Here is a 19,101-nt window from a genome sequence, read left to right on the forward strand (position 1 = left end):
CGGCGCCCGCACTCACTCCTGAGACAAGAGCACAATGACCAAGCAAATCCGACTCGGCATGCTGACGCCGTCTTCCAACACCGCGCTCGAACCGATCACCAGCGCGATGGTGGCCGGCCTGCCCCATGTCAGCGCGCATTTCTCGCGCTTCACCGTCACCGAGATCTCGCTGCGCGACCAGGCCCTGGGCCAGTTCAACCTTGACAAGATCCTGGCCGCCGCGAGCCTGCTGGCCGACGCGCGCGTCGACGTCATCGCCTGGAACGGCACGTCTTCCGGCTGGCTCGGCTTCGACAAGGACGAGGCGCTGTGCAAGCAGATCACCGAAGCCACCGGCATCCCGGCCACCACCTCGGTGCTGGCGCTCAACGAGATCCTGGAAAAGACCGGCGCGCGCAACTTCGGCCTCGCCACGCCGTACCTCGACGACGTGCAGCAGCGCATCATCGCCAACTATGAGCGCATTGGTTTCCATTGCGTGGCAGAAAGCCATCTCGACCTGCACGTGAACTACAGCTTCGCCGAGGTCGAGGAAGACACCATCCGCGAGATGGTGCGCGGGCTGGCGCAGCACCAGCCGCAGGCTCTCACCACGTTCTGCACCAACCTGCGCGCCGCGCACCTGGCCGAAGAACTGGAAGCGGAAACCGGCATCCCGCTGTACGACACCATCTCCACGGTGGTGTGGAAATCGCTGCGCCTGTGCGGCGTGGATACGCGCGAGTTGCGCGGCTGGGGCCGCCTGTTCCGCGAAGTCGAGTAAGCCGCGCCGGCCGCAGGCCTGTGCAGATCTGCAATGCGCGTCCGCACGGACGCGCATTGCTGCATAAAGGCCCCGATCCTAGACTGCCTGCACGGCCGCCACAATGGCGCGGCGGCCAGGCAACCACCACAGGATCGCAATGAAGCTCTACTACACCCCGGGCGTCTGCTCGATGGCCGTCCATATCGCCCTGCGCGAAGCCGGCCTGCCGGTCACGCTGGCCAAAGTCGACCTGCACACGCACAAGCTGGCCGTGCCGGAACACGGCACCGACGACTACTACACCATCAACCCGCGCGGCTATGTGCCGCTGCTGCAGCTGGACGACGGCTCGCGCCATACCGAGGTGGCGTCGCTGCTGCAGTACGTCGCCGATCTCGTTCCCGAACGCAAGCTGCTGCCCGCAACCGGCACCCGCGAGCGCCTCGAAGCCACCGGCTGGATCACGCTGGTGTCGACCGAATTGCACAAGGTCTTCAGCCCGTGGCTGTGGCACAAGGAAACCGCGCAAAGCACGCAGGACGAGTGCAAGGCAAAGCTGCAGCGCCGCTTTGCCGAACTCGACCAGCACCTGCAAACCCGCCAGTACCTGACCGGCGACACCTTCACGATGGCCGATGCGTACTGCTTCACCATCGTCGGCTGGGCCCGCATCCTGAAGCTGCCGCTGAACGACTACCCGGCGCTGCAGCAATACCTGTCGCGCGTTGCGGCGCGGCCGGCGGTGCAGGAAGCGATGCGGGCCGAAGGGCTGGTGCGCGACTGAACCCGGCCGCACGGCGGGTCGCTGCTCAGCGCGGCGCGGCGAGCAGCGATTCGATCTTCGCCACCAGTTCCTTGTCGTCCGGCGTGGTGCGGCTGCCGTAGCTGGCCACCACCTTGCCGTCGCGGCCGATCAGGTACTTGTAGAAGTTCCATTTCGGCGCGGTGCCGGTCTGCTTCGCCAGCAGCGCGTACATCGGGTTGGCCTCGCTGCCGCGCACGTGCGACTTGCCGAGCATCGGGAACTTGACGCCGTAGGTGTTGTAGCAGAAGTCCGCGATCTCTTTCTGCGAGCCCGGCTCCTGCGAGAAGTCGTTGGACGGGAAGCCCAGCACCACCAGCCCGCGCGCGTTGTACCTGGCGTACAGCGCCTCGAGCCCCTCGTACTGCGGCGTGAAGCCGCAATAGCTTGCGGTATTGACCACCAGCACCACCTTGCCGGCGTACTGGCACAGGTTCTGCGGCGCGTCGTCCTGCAGGCGGGGGAAGGTGAAATTGAGCGATGCCGGGCAGGCGCCAGCGGCGGCGGGCGCGGCAGGCTTGTCGGCGGCACGCAGCGGTGCCGGCAACAAGGCCGCGCTGGCGGTTGCCAGGGTGACGGCAGCCGCCAGGGGAACGGACAGGCGGAAAGGCAGGGGGCGACGGCTCATGGCGACGGGGCTCCGGTGGTCGGCTCGCTGGTTCGGGTACGCGTAGTCTACGCCGATGACGGCCTGCACGAGGCCGCCGCGGGTCAGTCCATCGCCAGCGTGGCGGCGTGCTCGGTGACGCTGCTGCGCAGCTCCACGTCCGGCATGCGGCGCACGATCAGCAGGGCCAGCACCGCCGCCGCCGCGCCCACCGCGAAGATCAGTTGAAAGCCCGATTCGACGCCGCCGGCCAGCACCGCGCGCACCGACGGCGACAGCTGCGCGAAGGCCTCGCTGCCATGGCGCAGCGCGCCCAGGTCCAGCGCCTGCGCGACCCCCGAGGCCGCCAGCGCCTGGCGGAATTCCAGCGTCAGCAGCGTGCCGGCCAGGGCGCCGCCCAGCGCGCTGCCGAGCGAGCGCAGCACCAGCAGCGCGCCGGTGCCGGCGCCGGTATCGCGGCGCTCCAGCGCGTTCTGCACGCCCATCAGCGTCGCCACCATGGTGATGCCCAGGCCCACGCCGGCCAGCGTCATCGCCGCCAGCACCAGGGCGAGCGGCAGCGCGGGCGTCACCAGCGCCAGCACGATCAGGCCCAGCGCGCCGGCGACATAGCCCGCGGTCAGGATGCCGCGCAGGCGGCCCACGCGCGGCGCCAGCCACGCGACGATGAAGTTGCCCGCCACCGTCGCCAGCAGGAACGGCATCACCAGCAGGCCGGAGGTCGACGCATCGGCGCCGCGCACCAGCTGGAAGTGCAGGGGCAGGGCGAATATGCACAGGAAGATGTCGAGCGCGGCCAGCGCCGACGCGGCCACGCCCAGCACATAGGCGCGGTTGGCGAACAGGCGCGGCGGCAGCATCGGGTCGGCCGCGCGGCGCTCCTGCCAGGTCAGCAGCAGCACGGCCGCGGCGGCGGCCAGCAGCAGGGCGCCCAGTTCAGGGGAGAGCCAGTCGTAGACGTCGCCGCCCCAGCTCATCGCCAGCAGGAACGCGACGATGGCCACCGCCAGCAGCAGCGCGCCCAGCCAGTCCACGCGCGCGCGCCCGCCGCGCGCGGGCAGCATGGCCAGGCCGCGGTAGCACATGAACATCGCCAGCAGCCCCAGCGGCACGTTGACCCAGAACAGCCAGCGCCACGACATGTGGTCCGAGACCCAGCCACCCACCAGCGGCCCGGCGATCGACGCCACCGCCCATACCGTGGCCAGGTAACCCTGGTAGCGCCCGCGCTGGCGCGGCGCCACCACGTCGGCGATGGCGGCCTGCGCCAGCGACATCAGCCCGCCGCCGCCCACGCCCTGCAGCGCGCGGAACAGGATCAGCTGCCCCAGCGTCTGCGCCAGCGCGCACGCCACCGAAGCGCCGATGAACAGCGTGATCGCCACCATCAGCAGGCGCCGCCGCCCGAAGCTGTCGGACAGCTTGCCGTACAGCGGCGTGGTCACCGTCGACACGATCAGGTACGCCGTGACGATCCACGACAGGTGGCCGAAGCCGTTCAGGTCATTGGCAATCGCCGGCACCGCCGGGATCACCACGGTCTGGTCGAGCGCAGCCAGCAGGATGCACAGCACGATGCCGCCGATCACGCGCATCACCGCGCGGTGGTCATGGGCGGGCAGGGCGTTGCCGGCGGCAGGCACGGCGCCGGAAGCGGCGGAAGCGGCGGAAGCGGCGGAAGCGGCGGGACCGGTGGAACCGGCAGAGGCGGGCGAAGACATGGGGCAGCACAAGGCCGCAGCAAAGCGCGGCGAAAGCAACGTCAAAAGCAGGGAATCGTGGCCGGGAACCGCGCGAGGAGGGCGTGAAGCCGGTGCGGGTGGCCTAATTCAGCGAACGCATAATTATATGCGGCCAGCGCATATCGTGCTTGCGTCGATATCGGGATCGTCAGCCGGGGGCTGCACGCGGCACTGCAGCCCCGCCGGCAAGGCCAAGCGGGCAGCAGGCCGCGGCAAGGCGGGCACGCTTGCCGCGAATGCAGGCGCTAGCGGCCGCCGCCGGTGATGTAGTGCTCCAGCTGCTCGATGATGAACTGCTGTTCGGAAATGATGTCCTTGACCAGGTCGCCGATCGACAGCATGCCGATCAGCTCGTCGCCCTGCATCACCGGCAGGTGGCGCAGCCGGTGCCGGGTCATCAGCGCCATGCATTCGTCGGTGGTCTGGTTGGCGCTGACGTAGATCACCGCGGTGGTCATGATGTCGCGCACCAGCGTCTCGCGCGAGGTGCGCTGCATCAGGATCACCTTGCGCGCGTAGTCGCGCTCGCTGATGATGCCCTTGATCTCGCCATGCTCGATGACCAGCAGCGCGCCGATGCCTTTCTCGGCCATCAGCTGCAGCGCGGCGTAGACGGACGCCGTGGGCGGGATGCTGTAGATGGCCTGACTCGGCTTGGACTCCAGAACCTGGCGTGCGGTTTTCATCACCAACTCCTTTTCCGTCGAGAAACATGCGGCTGGCGCTACCTGGCTTGCTGCCAATGGAACCAGAGTAGCAAAGGAATGCGCAGGCTTACAGGGTGACTTACGCTAATCTTTGTAAGCAAGCGTGTGGCGCCGCCACTACAGGCGGCGCCCGCCTTACTCTGTCAGCATCCGCACCTTGACCTTCCTGCCCTTGACCTTGCCGGCGTTGAGCCGTTTCACCGCCTCGCGCCCGATGCTGCGCTCGACGGCGATATAGGTCGACATTTCCAGCACGTTGATCTTGCCGATCTGCTCCTTGGCAAAGCCGGCCTCGCCGGTCAGCGCGCCCAGGATGTCGCCCGGGCGGATCTTCTCCTTGCGCCCGCCCAGCATCTGCAACGTCACCATCGGCGCCAGCAGGCGCTCGGAGCCGGCCGGCGTCAGCTCGGCCAGCGGGTGCCATTCGAATTCGCCGCCGTGGTGCTGCTCCAGGTTGCCCACGCGCCCCATCTCGTCCATGCTGACCAGGCTGAAGGCCCAGCCCTCCTGCTCGGCACGCCCGGTGCGGCCGATGCGGTGCACGTGCACTTCCGGGTCGGGCGTGATCTCGACATTGATCACCGCCTCGAGCTGGGCGATATCGAGCCCGCGCGCCGCCACGTCGGTGGCCACCAGCACCGAGCAGCTGCGGTTGGCAAACTGCACCAGCACCTGGTCGCGCTCGCGCTGCTCCAGCTCGCCATGCAGCGCCAGCGCCTGGTAGCCCTGCGCGCGCAGCAGTTCCACCAGGTCGCGGCAGCGCGCCTTGGTATTGCAGAACGCCAGCGTGCTGGCCGGGCGGAAGTGGTCCAGCAGCCGCGCCACGGCGTTCAGGCGCTCGCTCTCTTCCACCTCGTAGAAGCGCTGGCGGATGGTGCTGTTGTCGTGCGTGGCCTCCAGCTTGAGCGACTGCGGATTGCGCAGGAAGCGGTGGCTGAGCTTGTCGATGCCGGGCGGATAGGTCGCGGAGAACAGCAGCGTCTGCCGGTCCCGCGGGCAGCGGCTGGCCACATACGCAATATCGTCGAAGAAACCCATGTCCAGCATGCGGTCGGCTTCATCGAGTACCAGCGTGTTGATCGCCGCCAGGTCCAGGCTCCCTCGATCGATGTGATCGAGGATGCGCCCCGGCGTGCCGACCACGATATGCGCGCCATGGATCAGGCTGTCGACCTGCGGGCGCATCGGCGCGCCGCCGCACAGGGTCAGTACCTTGACGTTCTCTTCGGCGCGCGCCAGGCGGCGGATCTCCTGCGTGACCTGGTCGGCGAGTTCGCGCGTCGGGCACAGCACCATGGCCTGCACGTCGAAGCGGCGCGGATCGAGCCGGTGCAGCAACGCCAGCCCGAACGCCGCGGTCTTGCCGCTGCCGGTCTTGGCCTGCGCCACCAGGTCATGGCCGGCCAATGTGATGGGCAGGCTGGCCGCCTGGATCGGCGTCATTTCGTCATAGCCCAGCTGCGCCAGCGTGGCGAGCATGGCGGGCGACAAGGGCAGGGTGGAGAAGGCGGGGCCGGCTGGCGGCGGCGGGGGGGCTTGGACGGGGGTCGAGTTCATGCGGGATTATAGCGAGCCGGCGTCAGGCATCCGTGGCGGCGGGCGGGGTCCAGCCCAGCCGCTCCAGCAAGGCCTGCGCGGCCGCCGGCGCGCGTTCCTTGGCACCGTTGATGAAGAAGATAAAGACCTCGCGCCTGCGTGCCGCGGGCTTGCGGTCCTCAAGCCTCGGCAGGTCATCGGGTTGCGCGCCCTGCGCCCAAGACTGCGCGCGCATGGCCCACGCGTCGAGCGCCTTCGGGCCATAGCCGGTCTTCAGCTTCGCGCTGCTTTCCATCAGCCGCGCGTAGACGAAGTCCGCGGTCAGGTCGGCCATCGACGGGAATTTCCGGGCGTCGGTGAAGACCGTGGCGGCCTTGTACTTGCGCGCGAGACCGAGATAGTCCGGCGACCTGAAACTGTCGTGCCGCACCTCCAGCACGTGACGCAGTGTCACGCCTTCGACGGATGCCGGCAGCAATTGCAGGAAGGCTTCGAAGTCCTCCGCATCGAACTGCTTGGTCGGCGCGAACTGCCACACCACCGGCCCCAGCTTGCGGCCCAGCTCGGCAATGCCGCTGTCGATAAAGCGCGCGATCGACTCGCCGGACTCCGCCAGCACGCGGCGGTTGGTGGCAAAGCGCGAGGCCTTCACCGCAAAGACGAAGTCATCGGGGGTCTCGTCGCGCCACTTGGCGAACGAGGTGCGCTTCTGCGTGCCGTGATAGGTGCTGTTGATCTCGATCGCGCTGAGGTGCCGGCTGGCATAGGCCAGTTCGCGCGACTGCGGCAGTGTCGCGGGATAGAAATTGTCGCGCCATGGCGCGTAGTTCCAGCCGCCGATGCCGACGCGCACCAGCCCGGCCGGCGCGGCGGCCTTGCGCGATGGCGCGGCCGATGGGGTGTTGGACGGGGCCCTGGACGCGGCCGCAGACGTTGCGGCTGGCGTGGCTGCGGCCTTCGCCGCGGTGCGTGCTGGCATGGCGCGGTCTCCCGAGACGCGAGACTGGCAGTCTAGCGGGAAACCGCGCCGCGTGGTGGCGGCACGGCCGGAAGCCGTCGCCCATAAAAAAAACCGGAAGAGGGCAATGCCCCCTTCCGGCCCGCTCCCCGAATCCCCCGGGTTTCAGAACGAGAAGTTCAGCAGCACGTCAGCGATGTTGACGTCCGCGGGCTGCGTCTGCACGGCCCCGCCGATGCTGGTGGCCTGGATGCTGTACTTGCCCGCCGCGGCGCCATCCGGTGCCAGCGGGATCGGCAGCGCGGCCTGGTAGGTGCCGATCACCGGCGCGGCCACCGGCAGCGCGGGTTCGGTCGCGAACAGGCTGTAGGCACCGGTATCGCTGGCCGCCGCCGTCGCGGCGATTTCAAAGGTACCGCCGTTGACCAGCTGCAGTGCGCGCAGCGTGGCTTCGGCCGAAGCCGGTGCCACCACGCCCGAGACGCGGCGATAGGTCGATGCCGGCAGCGTCAGCGGTGCCGCGGCGGTCGAGATCGCCGTGGGCGTACCCACCACCACCGGCACGCCGCGCACGATGCCCGCCGCCTTGGCGTTGGCCGCACCCGGCACCACCACCACGTCGACCGGACCGGCCGTGCTGCTTTGCTCGATCGGCGACAGGCGGAAACTGCCGTTGGCATCCGCCACGGTCGACTTCACCACCACGCCATTGCGCTCGGCGTAGACGCGCGCACCCGGTGCCGCGGCCACCACGCCGTTGACTTCGCCGCTGACGGTCATCGGGATCGCGGTCACCACCGGCTTCAGGCCATAGGTGCCGTTGCCGCGCGTCACCACCGACTTGCAGGCGTCGAAGTCCAGCACCAGGTCGGTCAGCGTATCGCGCGCCACTGTGAACGGACGATTGATCTCGATGCCGGACTGGACCGCGCTGGGCGTATCGAGCGGCTGCTCGGCGCCGCCCACGGGCACCACCGAATTGGCCAGGGCCGAGGCACCGCCACCGCGGTTGGCATCGAGCACCAGGCGCACCTGCTGGTAGTTGCCCGCCGGCAGTGCGGTCTGACCCAGCACCGTCATCACGCCGTTGGTCAGCGACAGCAGGTCGATCTTGCGCGCGGGCACGACGTCGATATCGACCCAGCCCCCGGCGCTGGCCTCGGCGCTGGCGCTGCTGTGCACGCGCACCTTGTTCACGGTGACGAAGACATTGCTGAAGCCGCAGGCCGGCGCATCGGTCATCGACACCTGCAGCGTGCCGCGGCCGGGGCCATCGTCGCCGCCGCCACCGCCGCAGGCGGCCAGCGCAAGCGCGCCGCTCAGGGCCAGCAGTCGCAACGGTGCAGAAGTATTAGAAAGGACTGACACGGTGGTTTCTCCGCTTTGTTGTTTGTGGGGTGATCGGAGCATATGTTGCGGTTCGCATAATCGTTGTAAATCTTTGTAATACGTTGTGAAAAAGTCCGCGCCTGGCTTGCATTGCCGCTCCGGCTGACCTGGAACAACGCAAGCTGCGTTGACTGGCTGATTTCCATGCAGTGCCGCACGGCTTCTGCTGCGGCCGCGCTGTTGACCGTGCATGAGGCGTTCGGCTTTGTCGTTGCGCCGCGGCGCGACGCCTATTGCGGTGCATTGACGCTATCCGGCCCACGCGCACGAGCCGGCCGGTATTTGCACCGCGTGCCTGCGCGCAGCGGCCGATTCCACTTGCCGCCCCACCGAGAAAGCGCCGGGTCGCGCACGATTTCGATGCATTGTTTCGTCAACGTCTTCTACGGCGCGCGATATGCATCACATCGCTCAAGTCAGCGGGCCGCGCTCCGTATACAGCGGGGTGGAAATCCCACGCTGCAGATTCCTGCAAACGCCCCCAACGATTCCTTACGAAGGATTCCCCTTGATGTTCACTACCATCCGCGCGCGGATCGTGGCCCTGTGCGTCGCCATCGTGGTCGCCGCGCTCGCCATCAACACGGCACTGAACCAGTTCGTTGCCAATCGCCATAACGAAGACGCCATCGACCGCAGCCTGGCCGCCGTGCAAAGCGGCCATGCCAGCGCCATCGTCGACTGGGTGGCCTCGCACAGCCGGATGATCGAGTCGCTGCAGGACGCCGTGCTGCAGCCCGAACCCGATGCTGCGCTAAGACAGATCGCCCGGGCCGGCGGCTTTACCAACGTCTATGTCGGCTACGCCGACAAGACCGCGAAGTTCTCCAACCCGCAAGGCATCCCGCCCGGCTACGACCCCACCGGCCGCCCCTGGTACCAGCAGGCCGCCGCGGCCGGCAAACCCGTGGTCACGCCGCCTTACGTCGATGCCGGCACCGGCAAGCTGGTGGTGGCATTCGCCGCGCCAGTGGTGCGCGACGGTGCGGTGCAGGCCGTGGTGTCCGGCGATGTGGCGATGGATACGGTGATCGCCAACGTCAAGGCGATCCACCCGTCGCCGGCCAGCTTCGGCATGCTGGTGGCCCGGAACGGCGCCATCGTCGCCCACACCGACGACAAGCTCACGCTCAAGCCGGTCACGGAGCTCGTGCCGGCGCTGGGCGCCGACAAGCTCGCAGCGCTGGCCGGCGCGAAGGCGCCGCTGGCAGTCGACGTGCACGGCAGCACCAAGCTGCTCGGCGCGCGCGCCATCCCCGGCACCGACTGGCTGGTGATCGTCGCGATCGACCAGGCCGAGGCCACCGCCGGCATGCGCTCCGTGCTGATCGCCTCGGTGATGGCGCTGGTGCTGATCGCCGGCGTCGCCGCCGCGGTGGTCTGGGGCGTAGCGACGATGTCGCTGCGCGGCCTGTCCACCGTGCGCGATGCCATGGATGCGATCGGCTCCGGCGACGGCGACCTGACCCAGCGCCTGCCCGCCGACGGCAACGACGAGGTCGCGCAGATCGCCCGCGCCTTCAACACCTTTGCCGACAAGCTCTGCACCATCATGCGCCAGATCCGCGACGCGAGCGAATCGGTGCGCGCCGCCGCCGATGAAATCGCCGCCGGCAACATGGACCTGTCGCGCCGCACCGAGTCCGCCGCCGCCAGCCTGCAGCAGACCGCCGCGTCGATGGAAGAAATCACCGCCACCGTCGGCCAGTCGGCCAGCTCGGCGCAGCACGCCAACGACTCCGTCGCCGCCGCCTCGCGCGTGGCCGGCGACGGCGGCGTGGTAATCGGCGAAGTGATCAGCACCATGGGCCAGATCGAGACCGCGTCGGTCAAGGTGTCGGACATCATCGGCGTGATCGAGGGCATCGCCTTCCAGACCAACATCCTGGCGCTGAACGCCGCCGTCGAAGCCGCGCGCGCCGGCGACCAGGGCCGGGGCTTCGCCGTCGTTGCCGGCGAGGTGCGCGCGCTGGCGCAGCGCAGCGCCCAGGCCGCGCGCGAGATCAAGATCCTGATCGAGACCACCGTGGGCAGCGTCGCCTCGGGTTCAGAGCAGGTCCGCCGCGCCGGCGACACCATGGGCGAGATCGTCAGCAACGTCTCGAAAGTGACCGGCATTATCAACGAGATCACTCACGCGACGATGGAACAGACCCGCGGCATTCAAGAGGTGAATATGGCGGTGAGCCAGCTGGACCAGATGGTGCAGCAGAACGCGGCGCTGGTGGAGCAGTCGACGGCGGCGGCCGCGGCGCTGCAGACGCAGGCCGGCAGCCTTGCGGGGGCGGTGGGCCAGTTCAGGCTGGGCTGAGATTCGCGGCCGTCAGCGCGATTTGGCCGGCGGCACGGGCACTCGTTCACGCCGCCCGCCGATCGCCCCGGTGCCAGCGGCCTTCACGATCCTTCGGAACGTCGGGCACTCCATATGGCTCGGCGCCGGGCACACCGCCGCATGGCGCAGCCCGTCGCGCATTGCCGTCAGCTTGCGGATGGTGCGGTCGAGCTCGTCGGCCTTGGCGGCCAGCATCTGCCGGTCGATGCGCGGCTGGCCCTGCGGCGAGAACATCCGCGCAATGTCGTCCAGCGAGAAGCCGGCCGCGCGCCCCAGCGCGATCAGCGCCAGCCGCTCAAGCACCGCCGCATCGAACACCCGGCGCATGCCGCGCCGGCCGATCGACGCGATCAGTCCCTTTTCCTCGTAGTAGCGCAGCGTCGAGGCCGGCACGCCGGCCTGCCGCGCCACTTCCGCAATATCCAGGCTTTTCACCGCTTGACCTCAAGTCGACTTGAACTGGCACAGTGTAGCTTCCAGCCACGCAAGGAGATACGACCATGGGTGAACAACGGCAAACCAGCGGCAACGGCGGCGAGCAGGCCGCACTGTGGAACGGTGCATCGGGCCAGGCCTGGGTCGAGCACCAGGGCCTGCTGGACGGCATGTTCCGGCCCCTGGAACTGCATCTGCTCGAAGCCGCGGGCAAGGCCGCGGCACAACGCATCCTCGACGTCGGCTGCGGCACCGGCAGCACCACGCTGGCGCTGGCGCGGCAACTGGGTGACGCGGGCCGCTGCACCGGCATCGATATTTCCGCGCCGATGCTCGCCGCGGCGCGCTCCCGCGCCCAGCGCGATGGCATCAACGCAACCTTTGTCCACGCCGATGCGCAGGAGCACGCCTTCGCCCCGGCGAGCTTCGACATGATCGTGTCGCGCCTGGGCGTGATGTTCTTCAGCGATCCGGTGCGCGCCTTCGCCAACCTGCGCTGGGCCGCGACGTCCGATGCCACGCTGCACTGCATCGCCTGGCGCAGCGCTGCCGAGAACCCTTTCATGACCACCGCCGAGCGCGCCGCCGCCCCGCTGCTGCCAAACCTGCCGCCCCGGCAGCCTGGCGCGCCGGGCCAGTTTGCCTTCGGCGACCGCGAGCGTGTGCTTTCGATCCTGCAAGCGAGCGGCTGGGGCGATATCGACATCCGCCCGACCGACGTGACCTGCACGCTGCCGCAGCCAGCCCTGGCCGGCTACCTGGCGCGGCTTGGCCCGGTCGGGCTGGCGCTGCAAGGCGCCGACGCCACCACGCGCGAGCGCGTCGCCACAGCCGTGCGCGCCGCATTCGAGCCCTACGTGCACGGCGACACCGTGCGCTACACCGCAGCGTGCTGGACCATCACGGCGCGCGCGACCGCGGCCGCGTCGCGCAACGGCTAGGACGCCGGCCATGCCCGACAGCACGACAACGCTGCTGCTCCATGCCGCGATCATCGGCACCGGCGCCACGCTGGTCATGGATGCGTGGGCCATCCTGCGCCAACGGCTGCTCGGCGTGCCTGCGCTGAACTATGGCCTGGTCGGCCGCTGGCTGGCCTGGCTACCGCGCGGACGTTTCCACCATCAACCCATCGCCGCCACACCACCGGTGCGTGGCGAGCACGCCATCGGCTGGATCGCGCATTACCTGACCGGTATCGCGTTCGCGGGAATACTGCTGGGGCTATGGGGCCTCGACTGGGTACGACAGCCGACGCTGGCGTCCGCCGTGGTCGTCGGCATCGGCAGCGTCGCCGCGCCCTTCCTGCTGATGCAGCCCGCTATGGGCGCCGGTATCGCGGCCAGCCACACGCCACGGCCGAATCTGGCACGGATGCATAGCCTGGTGACGCATGCGGTTTTCGGGGTGGGATTGTATGCGGCGGGTTGGGGGGCGCGGCTGGCGACCAAATCGCTCTGATCTGCGGCCAGCCAAGCCGATTGGCAGCAGTCAGAGACCGCGCACCCCACGGCATTTCGGAAAGGTGGTGCAGCCCCAAAAGGGATTGCCAGCGTTCGCACCCTGTTTTGCGATGCGCTCGATCATGGCAGCGCCGCAGCGCGGGCAAGCCGGTGCGCCAGCCGGTCTGGCCTGCGGCTGCGTGGCGGATGCGGGAGAACTCGCAGGAGCGGACTGTCTGGCGTTGAGATCGACCGGCGCTGCCGCGCGAACGCGCTTGACCAGTGCAATCAGTGCCTCACCGTCGATCAGCTCGATGTTCCGCCCGGACGCGAAGGCCCGCGCATCGGGCGTGAACTGTCCCGATGTCACCACGTACCCCTGCGCCGCACCTTGCGCGGCCATCACACCATACAGCTCGCGTACTACCGTTACCGGAACCTTGTAGGCGCGCCATTGCTTGCACTGAACCAGCGCCAGTTCGCCCCCCTTCCTCAGTCGCAGATCGATCCCGCCATCTGCCCCGCTGCCTCCGGTCTCCACGACGCCATACCCGCGCATCCGGAACACCTCGCCCACCAGCCGCTCGAAATCCCGCCAGGTCATCTGACGCAACGCGTCGCCAGACCTTACCGCCGCTACGTCGCGGACCAGATCTTGCCGCTTGCGGCGTCCCAGCCAGGAAGCCAGCGCGCCAGCCAGCAATATCAACGGGACGATGTACTGGCCGTATGTCGCCAGCGCCTTGACCATCTGCGACACAACCATCTGTCCCATTTGCCCGGGCGCGGCGTTGACGGGCACTTCGGCCTCTGCATAGCGATGCAAGACGACGTAGGCAAGGATCGCTGCCGTTACGCCGATCCACCATGGCAGTGCCGCCGCAATGCCGTACAGATCCTCGAAAATGCTCGATTGCTTCCTGCGACCCATGTTGACCCTCGTCCATCTTTGTTCTTGTCAGACGAAGGATGCCGCCGCGAACGGGGGATGTCCTCCCTGCGCACGCGGGGGTAGTGGTTGGAGCATGCCACTGATACCGGGGAGCAACCCATCCCAATCCGCGCTGGTGCCAGGATTCACTCCGGCACCGGATACTTCTTCGCATTGATTTCCATCTTCGCCCGCACCGCGGCGTCCAAATCCACGCCGAGCGCCGTCACCAGCTGCGTCAGGTAGATGGTGATATCCGCAAGCTCCTGCTCCACATGCTCGCGACTGGCCGTGGACATGATGGCGCGCGATTCGTCCTCGGTCTGCCACTGGAAGATCTCGACCAGTTCGGAGACCTCGACGCTCAGTGCCATCGCGAGGTTCTTGGGGCTGTGGTACTTGCCCCAGTGACGGGCTTCGCCGAAGTCGTAGGCGGCTTGCTGGAGGTTCTTGATATCGATCAGCGGCATGGGGATGTGGCGATAGTGTTTCGCTGCGCGCAGGTATCCGGCGGGCGCTAAACGCTGATTTAAGCACGAGCCGGCCACCCTCGACAGGCACGCCGCCCCGGGCTTACCCTTCCGCTTGTGCATCTACCGTCGCCACGGAGGTTTCCATGCGCCCGACTCCCGGCCTGACCATGGCCACGCTGGCCGGCACGCTTGCCTACCTGGCCATCGCCATTGCCGGCTGGGGTGGCCCGGGGCCGTTCTTTGCCCACCCGGCGCGCGTCGCGCTGGCGCTGGTCCTTTTTGCTCTCGCCATTGCCGCAGTCTTTTCCGGCGGCAACGTCAGCAGCGGCATGCGCGAGGACCGCGGCAACCGCTGGGTACTGGCCGTGTTCGGTGTGCTCGGCCTGCTGGCGGCCTACCTGCCACCCTTTACCGACCGCATCGGCGTCTGGACCATCGACGGCGACACCATGCGCTGGGCCGGCGTGGCCATGTTCGCCGGCGGCGGCGTGCTTCGGCTGTGGCCGGTGTTCGTGCTGGGCAACCGCTTCAGCGGGCTGGTGGCGATCCAGCCCGGGCACACGCTGGTGACCACCGGCATCTACGGCGTGATCCGGCATCCCAGTTACCTCGGCTTCCTCATCAGTTCGCTGGGATGGGTGCTGGCCTTCCGCTCAGGCGTGGGGGTGGTGCTGACGTTGCTGATGGTGCCGCCGCTGCTGGCGCGCATCCGTGCGGAAGAAGCGCTGCTGCGCGACCAGTTCGGCGAGGCGTATGCGTCGTATTGCGCGCGTACCTGGCGGATGCTGCCCGGGATTTACTGACCACCGCGAAGCGGCGCCGCGCGCACCCCACCCATCAAATTGCGATCCACCAAGGGTTATCCCTAGGCACGCATTCCCATTTTCCGGGACTGGCGGTTTTGATTTCCGGGAATCCGGTCCTATTCTTGGGCCCCATGTTGAATGCAGTCAACCCAACCATCGCCCCGGAGCCGGCGGCTCCCACGCCCGTCGAATCCGCCCAGCCCGCCGGCGGCGCCGATCGCGTGCTGTTCGTGCTGGCCGCACTGGCGCAGCACGGCGCGCCGATCACGGTGCGCGAGCTGGTAACCAAAACCGGCCTGCCCAAGAGCACGCTCTACCGCCAGCTGATGCTGCTCAAGCGCTGGGGCTTCGTGCTCGAGTCCGACGGCGAATACGCGCCGGGCCCGATCAGCCTGCAGCTGGCGCTCGGGTTCGACATGGCCTCGCACCTGGCCCGCGAAGCGCTGCCCGATATGCGGCTGCTGGCGCAGCAGTCGGATGAAAGCGTCGGCCTGGTGGTCGCGGTCAAGGACCACGCGGTGTGCCTGGAGATGGTGGAGAGCCGCCAGTCGCTGCGCTGCTCGTTCGAGAAAGGCCGCGGCGTGCCGCTGCGCGCGGGCGCGTCGGCCAAGTCGCTGCTGGCCTTCATGCGCGACGACGCGCGCGAGCGCGTGGTCCGGGCCCAGTGCGAGCCGGCCGATGCGGAACAACTGCTGACGGAGCTCGCCGCGATTCGCGCGACCGGCTATGCCGTCAGCGAAGGCGAAGTGGACCCCGGCGTGTGGGGCGTAAGCGCGCCGCTGTTCTCGCGGCGGGCCAAGGCCGACGCGCTGGGCTCGATCACGCTGATGGTGCCGGCCACGCGCCGGCAAGGGCGCGAAAGCGCGCTGATCGACATGACCGTGGCGGCAGCCATGCGGATTTCCGCGCGGCTGCAGTCTTACTGAAAACAGCAGAGCAATCGTTACCGCACCGTCCGCAGGCCTGCGCGACGGCAGATTTCCCGTTCCCGGAACAAGGAGACCCCCATGAACCTTCGTCGCAAATGCCTGATCGCCGCCCTCTCGGCCGTGGCCGGACTGACCTTCGGCGCCGCCGCGCACGCGCAGGACAGCAACGTGCTGCGCGTGGCCACCGACGCCACCTTCCCACCGATGGAATTCATCGAGAACGGCAAGCGCACCGGCTTTGACGTCGAGCTGGTCGAGGCCATGGCCAAGACCATGGGCAAGCAGGTGGAATGGACCAACATCGACTTCAAGGGCCTGATCCCGGGCCTGGTCTCGCGCCGCTTCGACATGGCCGTGTCCGGCATCTACATCACCCCGGAGCGCCGCAAGGTGGTGGACTTTACCGAGCCGTACTACACCGGCGGCCTGGTGGCGCTGGTCAAGAGCGGCAACGCCACCATCAACAAGCCGGAAGACCTGAACGGCAAGAAGGTCAGCGTGCAGGTAGGGACCAAGTCGGTCAGCTTCCTGCGCGACACCTATCCGCAGGTGCAGCGCGTGGAAGTCGAGAAGAACCAGGAAATGTTCAACCTGGTCGAGATCGGCCGCGCCGATGCCGCCGTGACCGGCAAGCCCGCCGCGATGCAGTACGTCAAGACCCGCGGCGGCCTGCGCATGGTGGAGCAGCAGCTGACCACCGAGGAATACGGCATGGCGGTGCGCAAGGACACGCCCGAGCTGACCCGCGCGCTGAATGCCGCGCTGGCCAAGGTGAAGGCCGATGGCACCTACGCCAAGCTGACCCAGAAGTGGTTCGGCAGCGCCGCCAAGTAAGCCAGGCGGACCGAGATCATGGAACTGGATTTTTCTCCCGTCTTCGCCGGGTGGCCTGACATCCTGCACGGCGCCGTCATCACCGTGCAGGTAACGGCCTGCGCGCTGGTGCTGGGCTGCGTGATGGGCCTGCTGGTCGGCATCGGCCGGCTGGACCCGAAGCGCCGCATCATCTACGGCATCTGCACCGCCTACGTGACCTTCATTCGCGGCACGCCGCTGCTGGTGCAGCTGTTCCTGCTGTTCTTCGGCCTGCCGCAGTTTAACATCCTGCTGCCGGCCTTTGTGTGCGGCGTGATCGGGCTGGGCATCTATTCGGGCGCCTATGTCTCGGAGATCGTGCGCGGCGCGATCCAGTCCGTCGACAAGGGCCAGATGGAAGCCGCGCGCTCGATCGGCATGTCGTCCGGCCAGGCCATGCGCGCGATCATCCTGCCGCAGGCCATCGTGCGCATGATCCCGCCGCTGGGCAACGAGTTCATCGCGCTGATCAAGAACTCGGCGCTGGTGTCGCTGCTGACCATTGCCGACCTGATGCACGAGGGCCAGAAGATCATCAGCGTGTCGTACCGGTCGCTGGAGGTCTACCTGGCGATCGCGCTGGTGTATCTGATCCTGACGAGCGCGGCCGGGCTGATCCTGCGCCGCGCCGAACAACGGCTGCGCATGGGAGGCATGGTGCAATGAGCGATTCCGCAATCATCCGGATCCGCAACCTGGGCAAATCGTTCGGCAGCCATACCGTGCTGCGCGGCATCGACTTCGACGTGGAACCGTCGCAGGTGGTGGTGGTGATCGGCCCGAGCGGCTCGGGCAAGAGCACCTTCCTGCGCTGCTGCAACGGCCTGGAACAACCCGAAGCCGGCACCATCGACATCGTCGGCAAGCGCCTGGTGACCGACGGCCAGCTGATCGACGAGCAGGGGCTGAACCAGCTGCGCACCGAAGTGGGCATGGTGTTCCAGTCGTTCAACCTGTTCCCGCACCTGTCGGTGCTGCACAACGTCACGGTGGGACCGCGCATGCTGCGCGGCGTTTCGCGCGACGACGCCGAGCGCAAGGCAATGAGCCTGCTCGAGAAAGTCGGCCTGGCACACAAGGCCCACGCCATGCCGGCCAGCCTGTCCGGCGGCCAGAAGCAGCGCGTGGCCATTGCCCGCGCGCTGGCGATGGAGCCGCGCGTGATGCTGTTCGACGAGCCCACCTCCGCGCTGGACCCCGAGCTGGTCGGTGAAGTGCTGCAGGTAATGAAGGTGCTGGCCGCCGAAGGCATGACCATGGTCGTGGTCACCCATGAAATGGGCTTCGCCCGCGAAGTGGCCGATGTGGTGGTGGTCATGGACGGCGGCGGCATCATCGAGGCCGGGCCGCCGTCGGTGATCTTCTCCGCGCCGACGCAGGAACGCACGCGCGGCTTCCTGCAGGCCGTCCTGACGCGGGCATGAGGATGGCAGTGACGCAAAACCCCTGGCAGGGCCGTGTCGACCACGGCGAGCAGGGCGACACCACGCGGCTGTTCCGCATCGTGCAGGCGCTGGACACCGCGGACACCGCGCCGCTGGAAAACGCGCCGGTCTTGCTGGGCTTCCGCTGCGATGCCGGCGTACTGCGCAACCAGGGCCGCCCCGGCGCCGCACACGGCCCCGACGTTATCCGCCAGGCGCTGGCCAACGTGCCGGCGCACGGCCTGCCGGCGCTGTACGACGCCGGCAATGTCAGCTGCGACGACGGCGACCTGGAATCGGCGCAGCAGGCGCTGGCGGACGCCGTCCACGCAGTGCTCGCGCGTGGCGGCTTTCCGCTGGTGCTGGGCGGCGGCCATGAAGTGGCGTGGAGCACGTGGCAGGGCCTGCGTGCGCACCTTGACGCGCAGGATGACGGCGGCCGCGTGCTGATCGTCAATATCGACGCCCACTTCGACCTGCGCACCAGCCGGCCCGCCAGTTCCGGCACGCCGTTCGACCAGATCGCCCATGCCTGCGCGGAGCGCGGCCAGCCGTTCGACTATGTCTGCCTGGGCGTCAGCCGCCTCGCCAATACGCCGGCGCTGTTCAGCCGTGCAGAGGCGCTGGGCGTGTGCTACGTGGAAGACGTCGACATGCAGGAACGACACCTGGCAGCGCGGCTGGCGGAGCTGTCCGCCCGCATCGATGCCGCGGATCACGTGTACCTGACCATCGACCTCGACGCGCTGCCGGGCGCGGTGATGCCGGGCGTGTCGGCGCCCGCCGCCTACGGCGTGCCGCTGCCGGTGGTCGAGGAAGTGGCACGGCTCATCCGCCGCAGCGGCAAGCTGCGCGTGGCCGACCTGGCGGAGTACAACCCCCAGTACGACCGCGACCACCTGGGCGCGCGCGTGGCAGCCCGGCTGGCCTGGCGCCTGCTGCGCTGAAGCGCGGGCCATAGACCCTGCCGGCAGTTGGCAGCCGCCGC

Annotated in this window: 20 protein-coding genes; 11 read left to right on the top strand and 9 right to left on the bottom strand. The window is 68.3% G+C overall.

What is annotated here, in order from left to right; translation table 11 throughout:
* Positions 1–34: 34 nt before the first annotated feature.
* Entirely contained in the window at positions 35–763 is a 729-nt protein-coding gene (locus A3AG_RS0117665) for a maleate cis-trans isomerase family protein (RefSeq protein WP_018006708.1), read from the top strand.
* 139 nt (positions 764–902) lie between these two features.
* Positions 903–1,529, top strand: a complete 627-nt coding sequence (gene gstA, locus A3AG_RS0117670; protein ID WP_018006709.1) for a glutathione transferase GstA — start codon at positions 903–905, stop codon at positions 1,527–1,529.
* A 25-nt stretch (positions 1,530–1,554) separates the two neighbouring features.
* Here gstA and A3AG_RS0117675 read toward each other — a convergent pair whose 3' ends face one another.
* From A3AG_RS0117675 to A3AG_RS0117700, 6 genes are all read right to left on the bottom strand, one after another.
* Complete coding sequence (locus A3AG_RS0117675; RefSeq protein ID WP_018006710.1) at positions 1,555–2,175, bottom strand: glutathione peroxidase; 621 nt, start codon at positions 2,173–2,175, stop codon at positions 1,555–1,557.
* A gap of 83 nt (positions 2,176–2,258) precedes the next feature.
* Positions 2,259–3,749, bottom strand: coding sequence for an MDR family MFS transporter (locus A3AG_RS0117680; protein WP_026164273.1), 1,491 nt, complete (start codon positions 3,747–3,749; stop codon positions 2,259–2,261).
* 392 nt (positions 3,750–4,141) lie between these two features.
* Positions 4,142–4,582 (bottom strand): CBS domain-containing protein, encoded by a 441-nt coding sequence (locus A3AG_RS0117685; RefSeq protein WP_018006712.1) that lies wholly within the window; start codon positions 4,580–4,582, stop codon positions 4,142–4,144.
* A 156-nt stretch (positions 4,583–4,738) separates the two neighbouring features.
* A complete protein-coding gene (gene dbpA / locus A3AG_RS0117690) occupies positions 4,739–6,160 on the bottom strand; it encodes an ATP-dependent RNA helicase DbpA (RefSeq protein ID WP_018006713.1) in 1,422 nt (473 codons plus the stop codon).
* Between the two features lie 22 nt (positions 6,161–6,182).
* Complete coding sequence (locus tag A3AG_RS0117695; protein WP_018006714.1) at positions 6,183–7,118, bottom strand: DUF72 domain-containing protein; 936 nt, start codon at positions 7,116–7,118, stop codon at positions 6,183–6,185.
* A gap of 144 nt (positions 7,119–7,262) precedes the next feature.
* Entirely contained in the window at positions 7,263–8,465 is a 1,203-nt protein-coding gene (locus A3AG_RS0117700) for a DUF4382 domain-containing protein (protein ID WP_018006715.1), read from the bottom strand.
* Between the two features lie 532 nt (positions 8,466–8,997).
* Here A3AG_RS0117700 and A3AG_RS0117705 point away from each other — a divergent pair.
* Complete coding sequence (locus A3AG_RS0117705; protein ID WP_018006716.1) at positions 8,998–10,797, top strand: methyl-accepting chemotaxis protein; 1,800 nt, start codon at positions 8,998–9,000, stop codon at positions 10,795–10,797.
* Positions 10,798–10,809: 12 nt separating this feature from the next.
* Here the strand turns inward: A3AG_RS0117705 and A3AG_RS0117710 are convergent, their stop codons facing one another.
* Positions 10,810–11,253: a helix-turn-helix domain-containing protein gene (locus tag A3AG_RS0117710; RefSeq protein WP_018006717.1), complete on the bottom strand. Its 444-nt coding sequence runs from the start codon at positions 11,251–11,253 to the stop codon at positions 10,810–10,812.
* A 65-nt stretch (positions 11,254–11,318) separates the two neighbouring features.
* On the opposite strand from A3AG_RS0117710, the gene A3AG_RS0117715 reads away from it, so the two are divergent.
* Positions 11,319–12,194: a class I SAM-dependent methyltransferase gene (locus tag A3AG_RS0117715; protein ID WP_018006718.1), complete on the top strand. Its 876-nt coding sequence runs from the start codon at positions 11,319–11,321 to the stop codon at positions 12,192–12,194.
* A 10-nt stretch (positions 12,195–12,204) separates the two neighbouring features.
* Positions 12,205–12,714 (top strand): DUF2938 domain-containing protein, encoded by a 510-nt coding sequence (locus tag A3AG_RS0117720; protein WP_018006719.1) that lies wholly within the window; start codon positions 12,205–12,207, stop codon positions 12,712–12,714.
* Between the two features lie 30 nt (positions 12,715–12,744).
* On the opposite strand, the gene A3AG_RS0117725 is transcribed toward A3AG_RS0117720, so the two are convergent.
* The gene (locus tag A3AG_RS0117725; protein ID WP_018006720.1) at positions 12,745–13,626 is read right to left on the bottom strand and encodes a restriction endonuclease; all 882 of its coding nucleotides are present in this window, start codon (positions 13,624–13,626) and stop codon (positions 12,745–12,747) included.
* 146 nt (positions 13,627–13,772) lie between these two features.
* Entirely contained in the window at positions 13,773–14,096 is a 324-nt protein-coding gene (locus A3AG_RS0117730; RefSeq protein ID WP_018006721.1) for a nucleotide pyrophosphohydrolase, read from the bottom strand.
* 146 nt (positions 14,097–14,242) lie between these two features.
* Between A3AG_RS0117730 and A3AG_RS0117735 the strand changes: the two genes are divergently transcribed.
* The 6 genes from A3AG_RS0117735 to hutG all read left to right on the top strand — a co-directional run bounded on the left by A3AG_RS0117735 (position 14,243) and on the right by hutG (position 19,060).
* Positions 14,243–14,902: a methyltransferase family protein gene (locus A3AG_RS0117735; protein WP_018006722.1), complete on the top strand. Its 660-nt coding sequence runs from the start codon at positions 14,243–14,245 to the stop codon at positions 14,900–14,902.
* 134 nt (positions 14,903–15,036) lie between these two features.
* Positions 15,037–15,831, top strand: coding sequence for an IclR family transcriptional regulator (locus A3AG_RS0117740; protein ID WP_018006723.1), 795 nt, complete (start codon positions 15,037–15,039; stop codon positions 15,829–15,831).
* An 81-nt stretch (positions 15,832–15,912) separates the two neighbouring features.
* Positions 15,913–16,668, top strand: coding sequence for a glutamine ABC transporter substrate-binding protein (locus A3AG_RS0117745; protein WP_018006724.1), 756 nt, complete (start codon positions 15,913–15,915; stop codon positions 16,666–16,668).
* 18 nt (positions 16,669–16,686) lie between these two features.
* Positions 16,687–17,355: an amino acid ABC transporter permease gene (locus tag A3AG_RS0117750; protein ID WP_018006725.1), complete on the top strand. Its 669-nt coding sequence runs from the start codon at positions 16,687–16,689 to the stop codon at positions 17,353–17,355.
* A complete protein-coding gene (locus A3AG_RS0117755) occupies positions 17,352–18,113 on the top strand; it encodes an amino acid ABC transporter ATP-binding protein (protein WP_018006726.1) in 762 nt (253 codons plus the stop codon). Before A3AG_RS0117750 ends, A3AG_RS0117755 begins: the two co-directional genes overlap by 4 nt.
* The gene (gene hutG / locus A3AG_RS0117760; RefSeq protein WP_026164274.1) at positions 18,110–19,060 is read left to right on the top strand and encodes a formimidoylglutamase; all 951 of its coding nucleotides are present in this window, start codon (positions 18,110–18,112) and stop codon (positions 19,058–19,060) included. The genes A3AG_RS0117755 and hutG overlap by 4 nt, the downstream gene beginning before the upstream one ends.
* The last annotated feature ends 41 nt before the right edge of the window (positions 19,061–19,101 follow it).

The sequence above is a fragment of the Cupriavidus neocaledonicus genome, assembly GCF_000372525.1.
GTDB lineage: Bacteria > Pseudomonadota > Gammaproteobacteria > Burkholderiales > Burkholderiaceae > Cupriavidus > Cupriavidus neocaledonicus.

Bases quoted from the DNA above. Each gene is read 5' to 3' on its own strand.
- A3AG_RS0117665 (WP_018006708.1), top strand. From the start codon at position 35: ATGACCAAGCAAATCCGACTCGGCATGCTGACGCCGTCTTCCAACACC.
- gstA (WP_018006709.1), top strand. From the start codon at position 903: ATGAAGCTCTACTACACCCCGGGCGTCTGCTCGATGGCCGTCCATATC.
- A3AG_RS0117675 (WP_018006710.1), bottom strand. From the start codon at position 2,175: ATGAGCCGTCGCCCCCTGCCTTTCCGCCTGTCCGTTCCCCTGGCGGCT.
- A3AG_RS0117680 (WP_026164273.1), bottom strand. From the start codon at position 3,749: ATGCGCGTGATCGGCGGCATCGTGCTGTGCATCCTGCTGGCTGCGCTC.
- A3AG_RS0117685 (WP_018006712.1), bottom strand. From the start codon at position 4,582: ATGAAAACCGCACGCCAGGTTCTGGAGTCCAAGCCGAGTCAGGCCATC.
- dbpA (WP_018006713.1), bottom strand. From the start codon at position 6,160: ATGAACTCGACCCCCGTCCAAGCCCCCCCGCCGCCGCCAGCCGGCCCC.
- A3AG_RS0117695 (WP_018006714.1), bottom strand. From the start codon at position 7,118: ATGCCAGCACGCACCGCGGCGAAGGCCGCAGCCACGCCAGCCGCAACG.
- A3AG_RS0117705 (WP_018006716.1), top strand. From the start codon at position 8,998: ATGTTCACTACCATCCGCGCGCGGATCGTGGCCCTGTGCGTCGCCATC.
- A3AG_RS0117715 (WP_018006718.1), top strand. From the start codon at position 11,319: ATGGGTGAACAACGGCAAACCAGCGGCAACGGCGGCGAGCAGGCCGCA.
- A3AG_RS0117720 (WP_018006719.1), top strand. From the start codon at position 12,205: ATGCCCGACAGCACGACAACGCTGCTGCTCCATGCCGCGATCATCGGC.
- A3AG_RS0117725 (WP_018006720.1), bottom strand. From the start codon at position 13,626: ATGGGTCGCAGGAAGCAATCGAGCATTTTCGAGGATCTGTACGGCATT.
- A3AG_RS0117730 (WP_018006721.1), bottom strand. From the start codon at position 14,096: ATGCCGCTGATCGATATCAAGAACCTCCAGCAAGCCGCCTACGACTTC.
- A3AG_RS0117735 (WP_018006722.1), top strand. From the start codon at position 14,243: ATGCGCCCGACTCCCGGCCTGACCATGGCCACGCTGGCCGGCACGCTT.
- A3AG_RS0117740 (WP_018006723.1), top strand. From the start codon at position 15,037: ATGTTGAATGCAGTCAACCCAACCATCGCCCCGGAGCCGGCGGCTCCC.
- A3AG_RS0117745 (WP_018006724.1), top strand. From the start codon at position 15,913: ATGAACCTTCGTCGCAAATGCCTGATCGCCGCCCTCTCGGCCGTGGCC.
- A3AG_RS0117750 (WP_018006725.1), top strand. From the start codon at position 16,687: ATGGAACTGGATTTTTCTCCCGTCTTCGCCGGGTGGCCTGACATCCTG.
- A3AG_RS0117755 (WP_018006726.1), top strand. From the start codon at position 17,352: ATGAGCGATTCCGCAATCATCCGGATCCGCAACCTGGGCAAATCGTTC.
- hutG (WP_026164274.1), top strand. From the start codon at position 18,110: ATGAGGATGGCAGTGACGCAAAACCCCTGGCAGGGCCGTGTCGACCAC.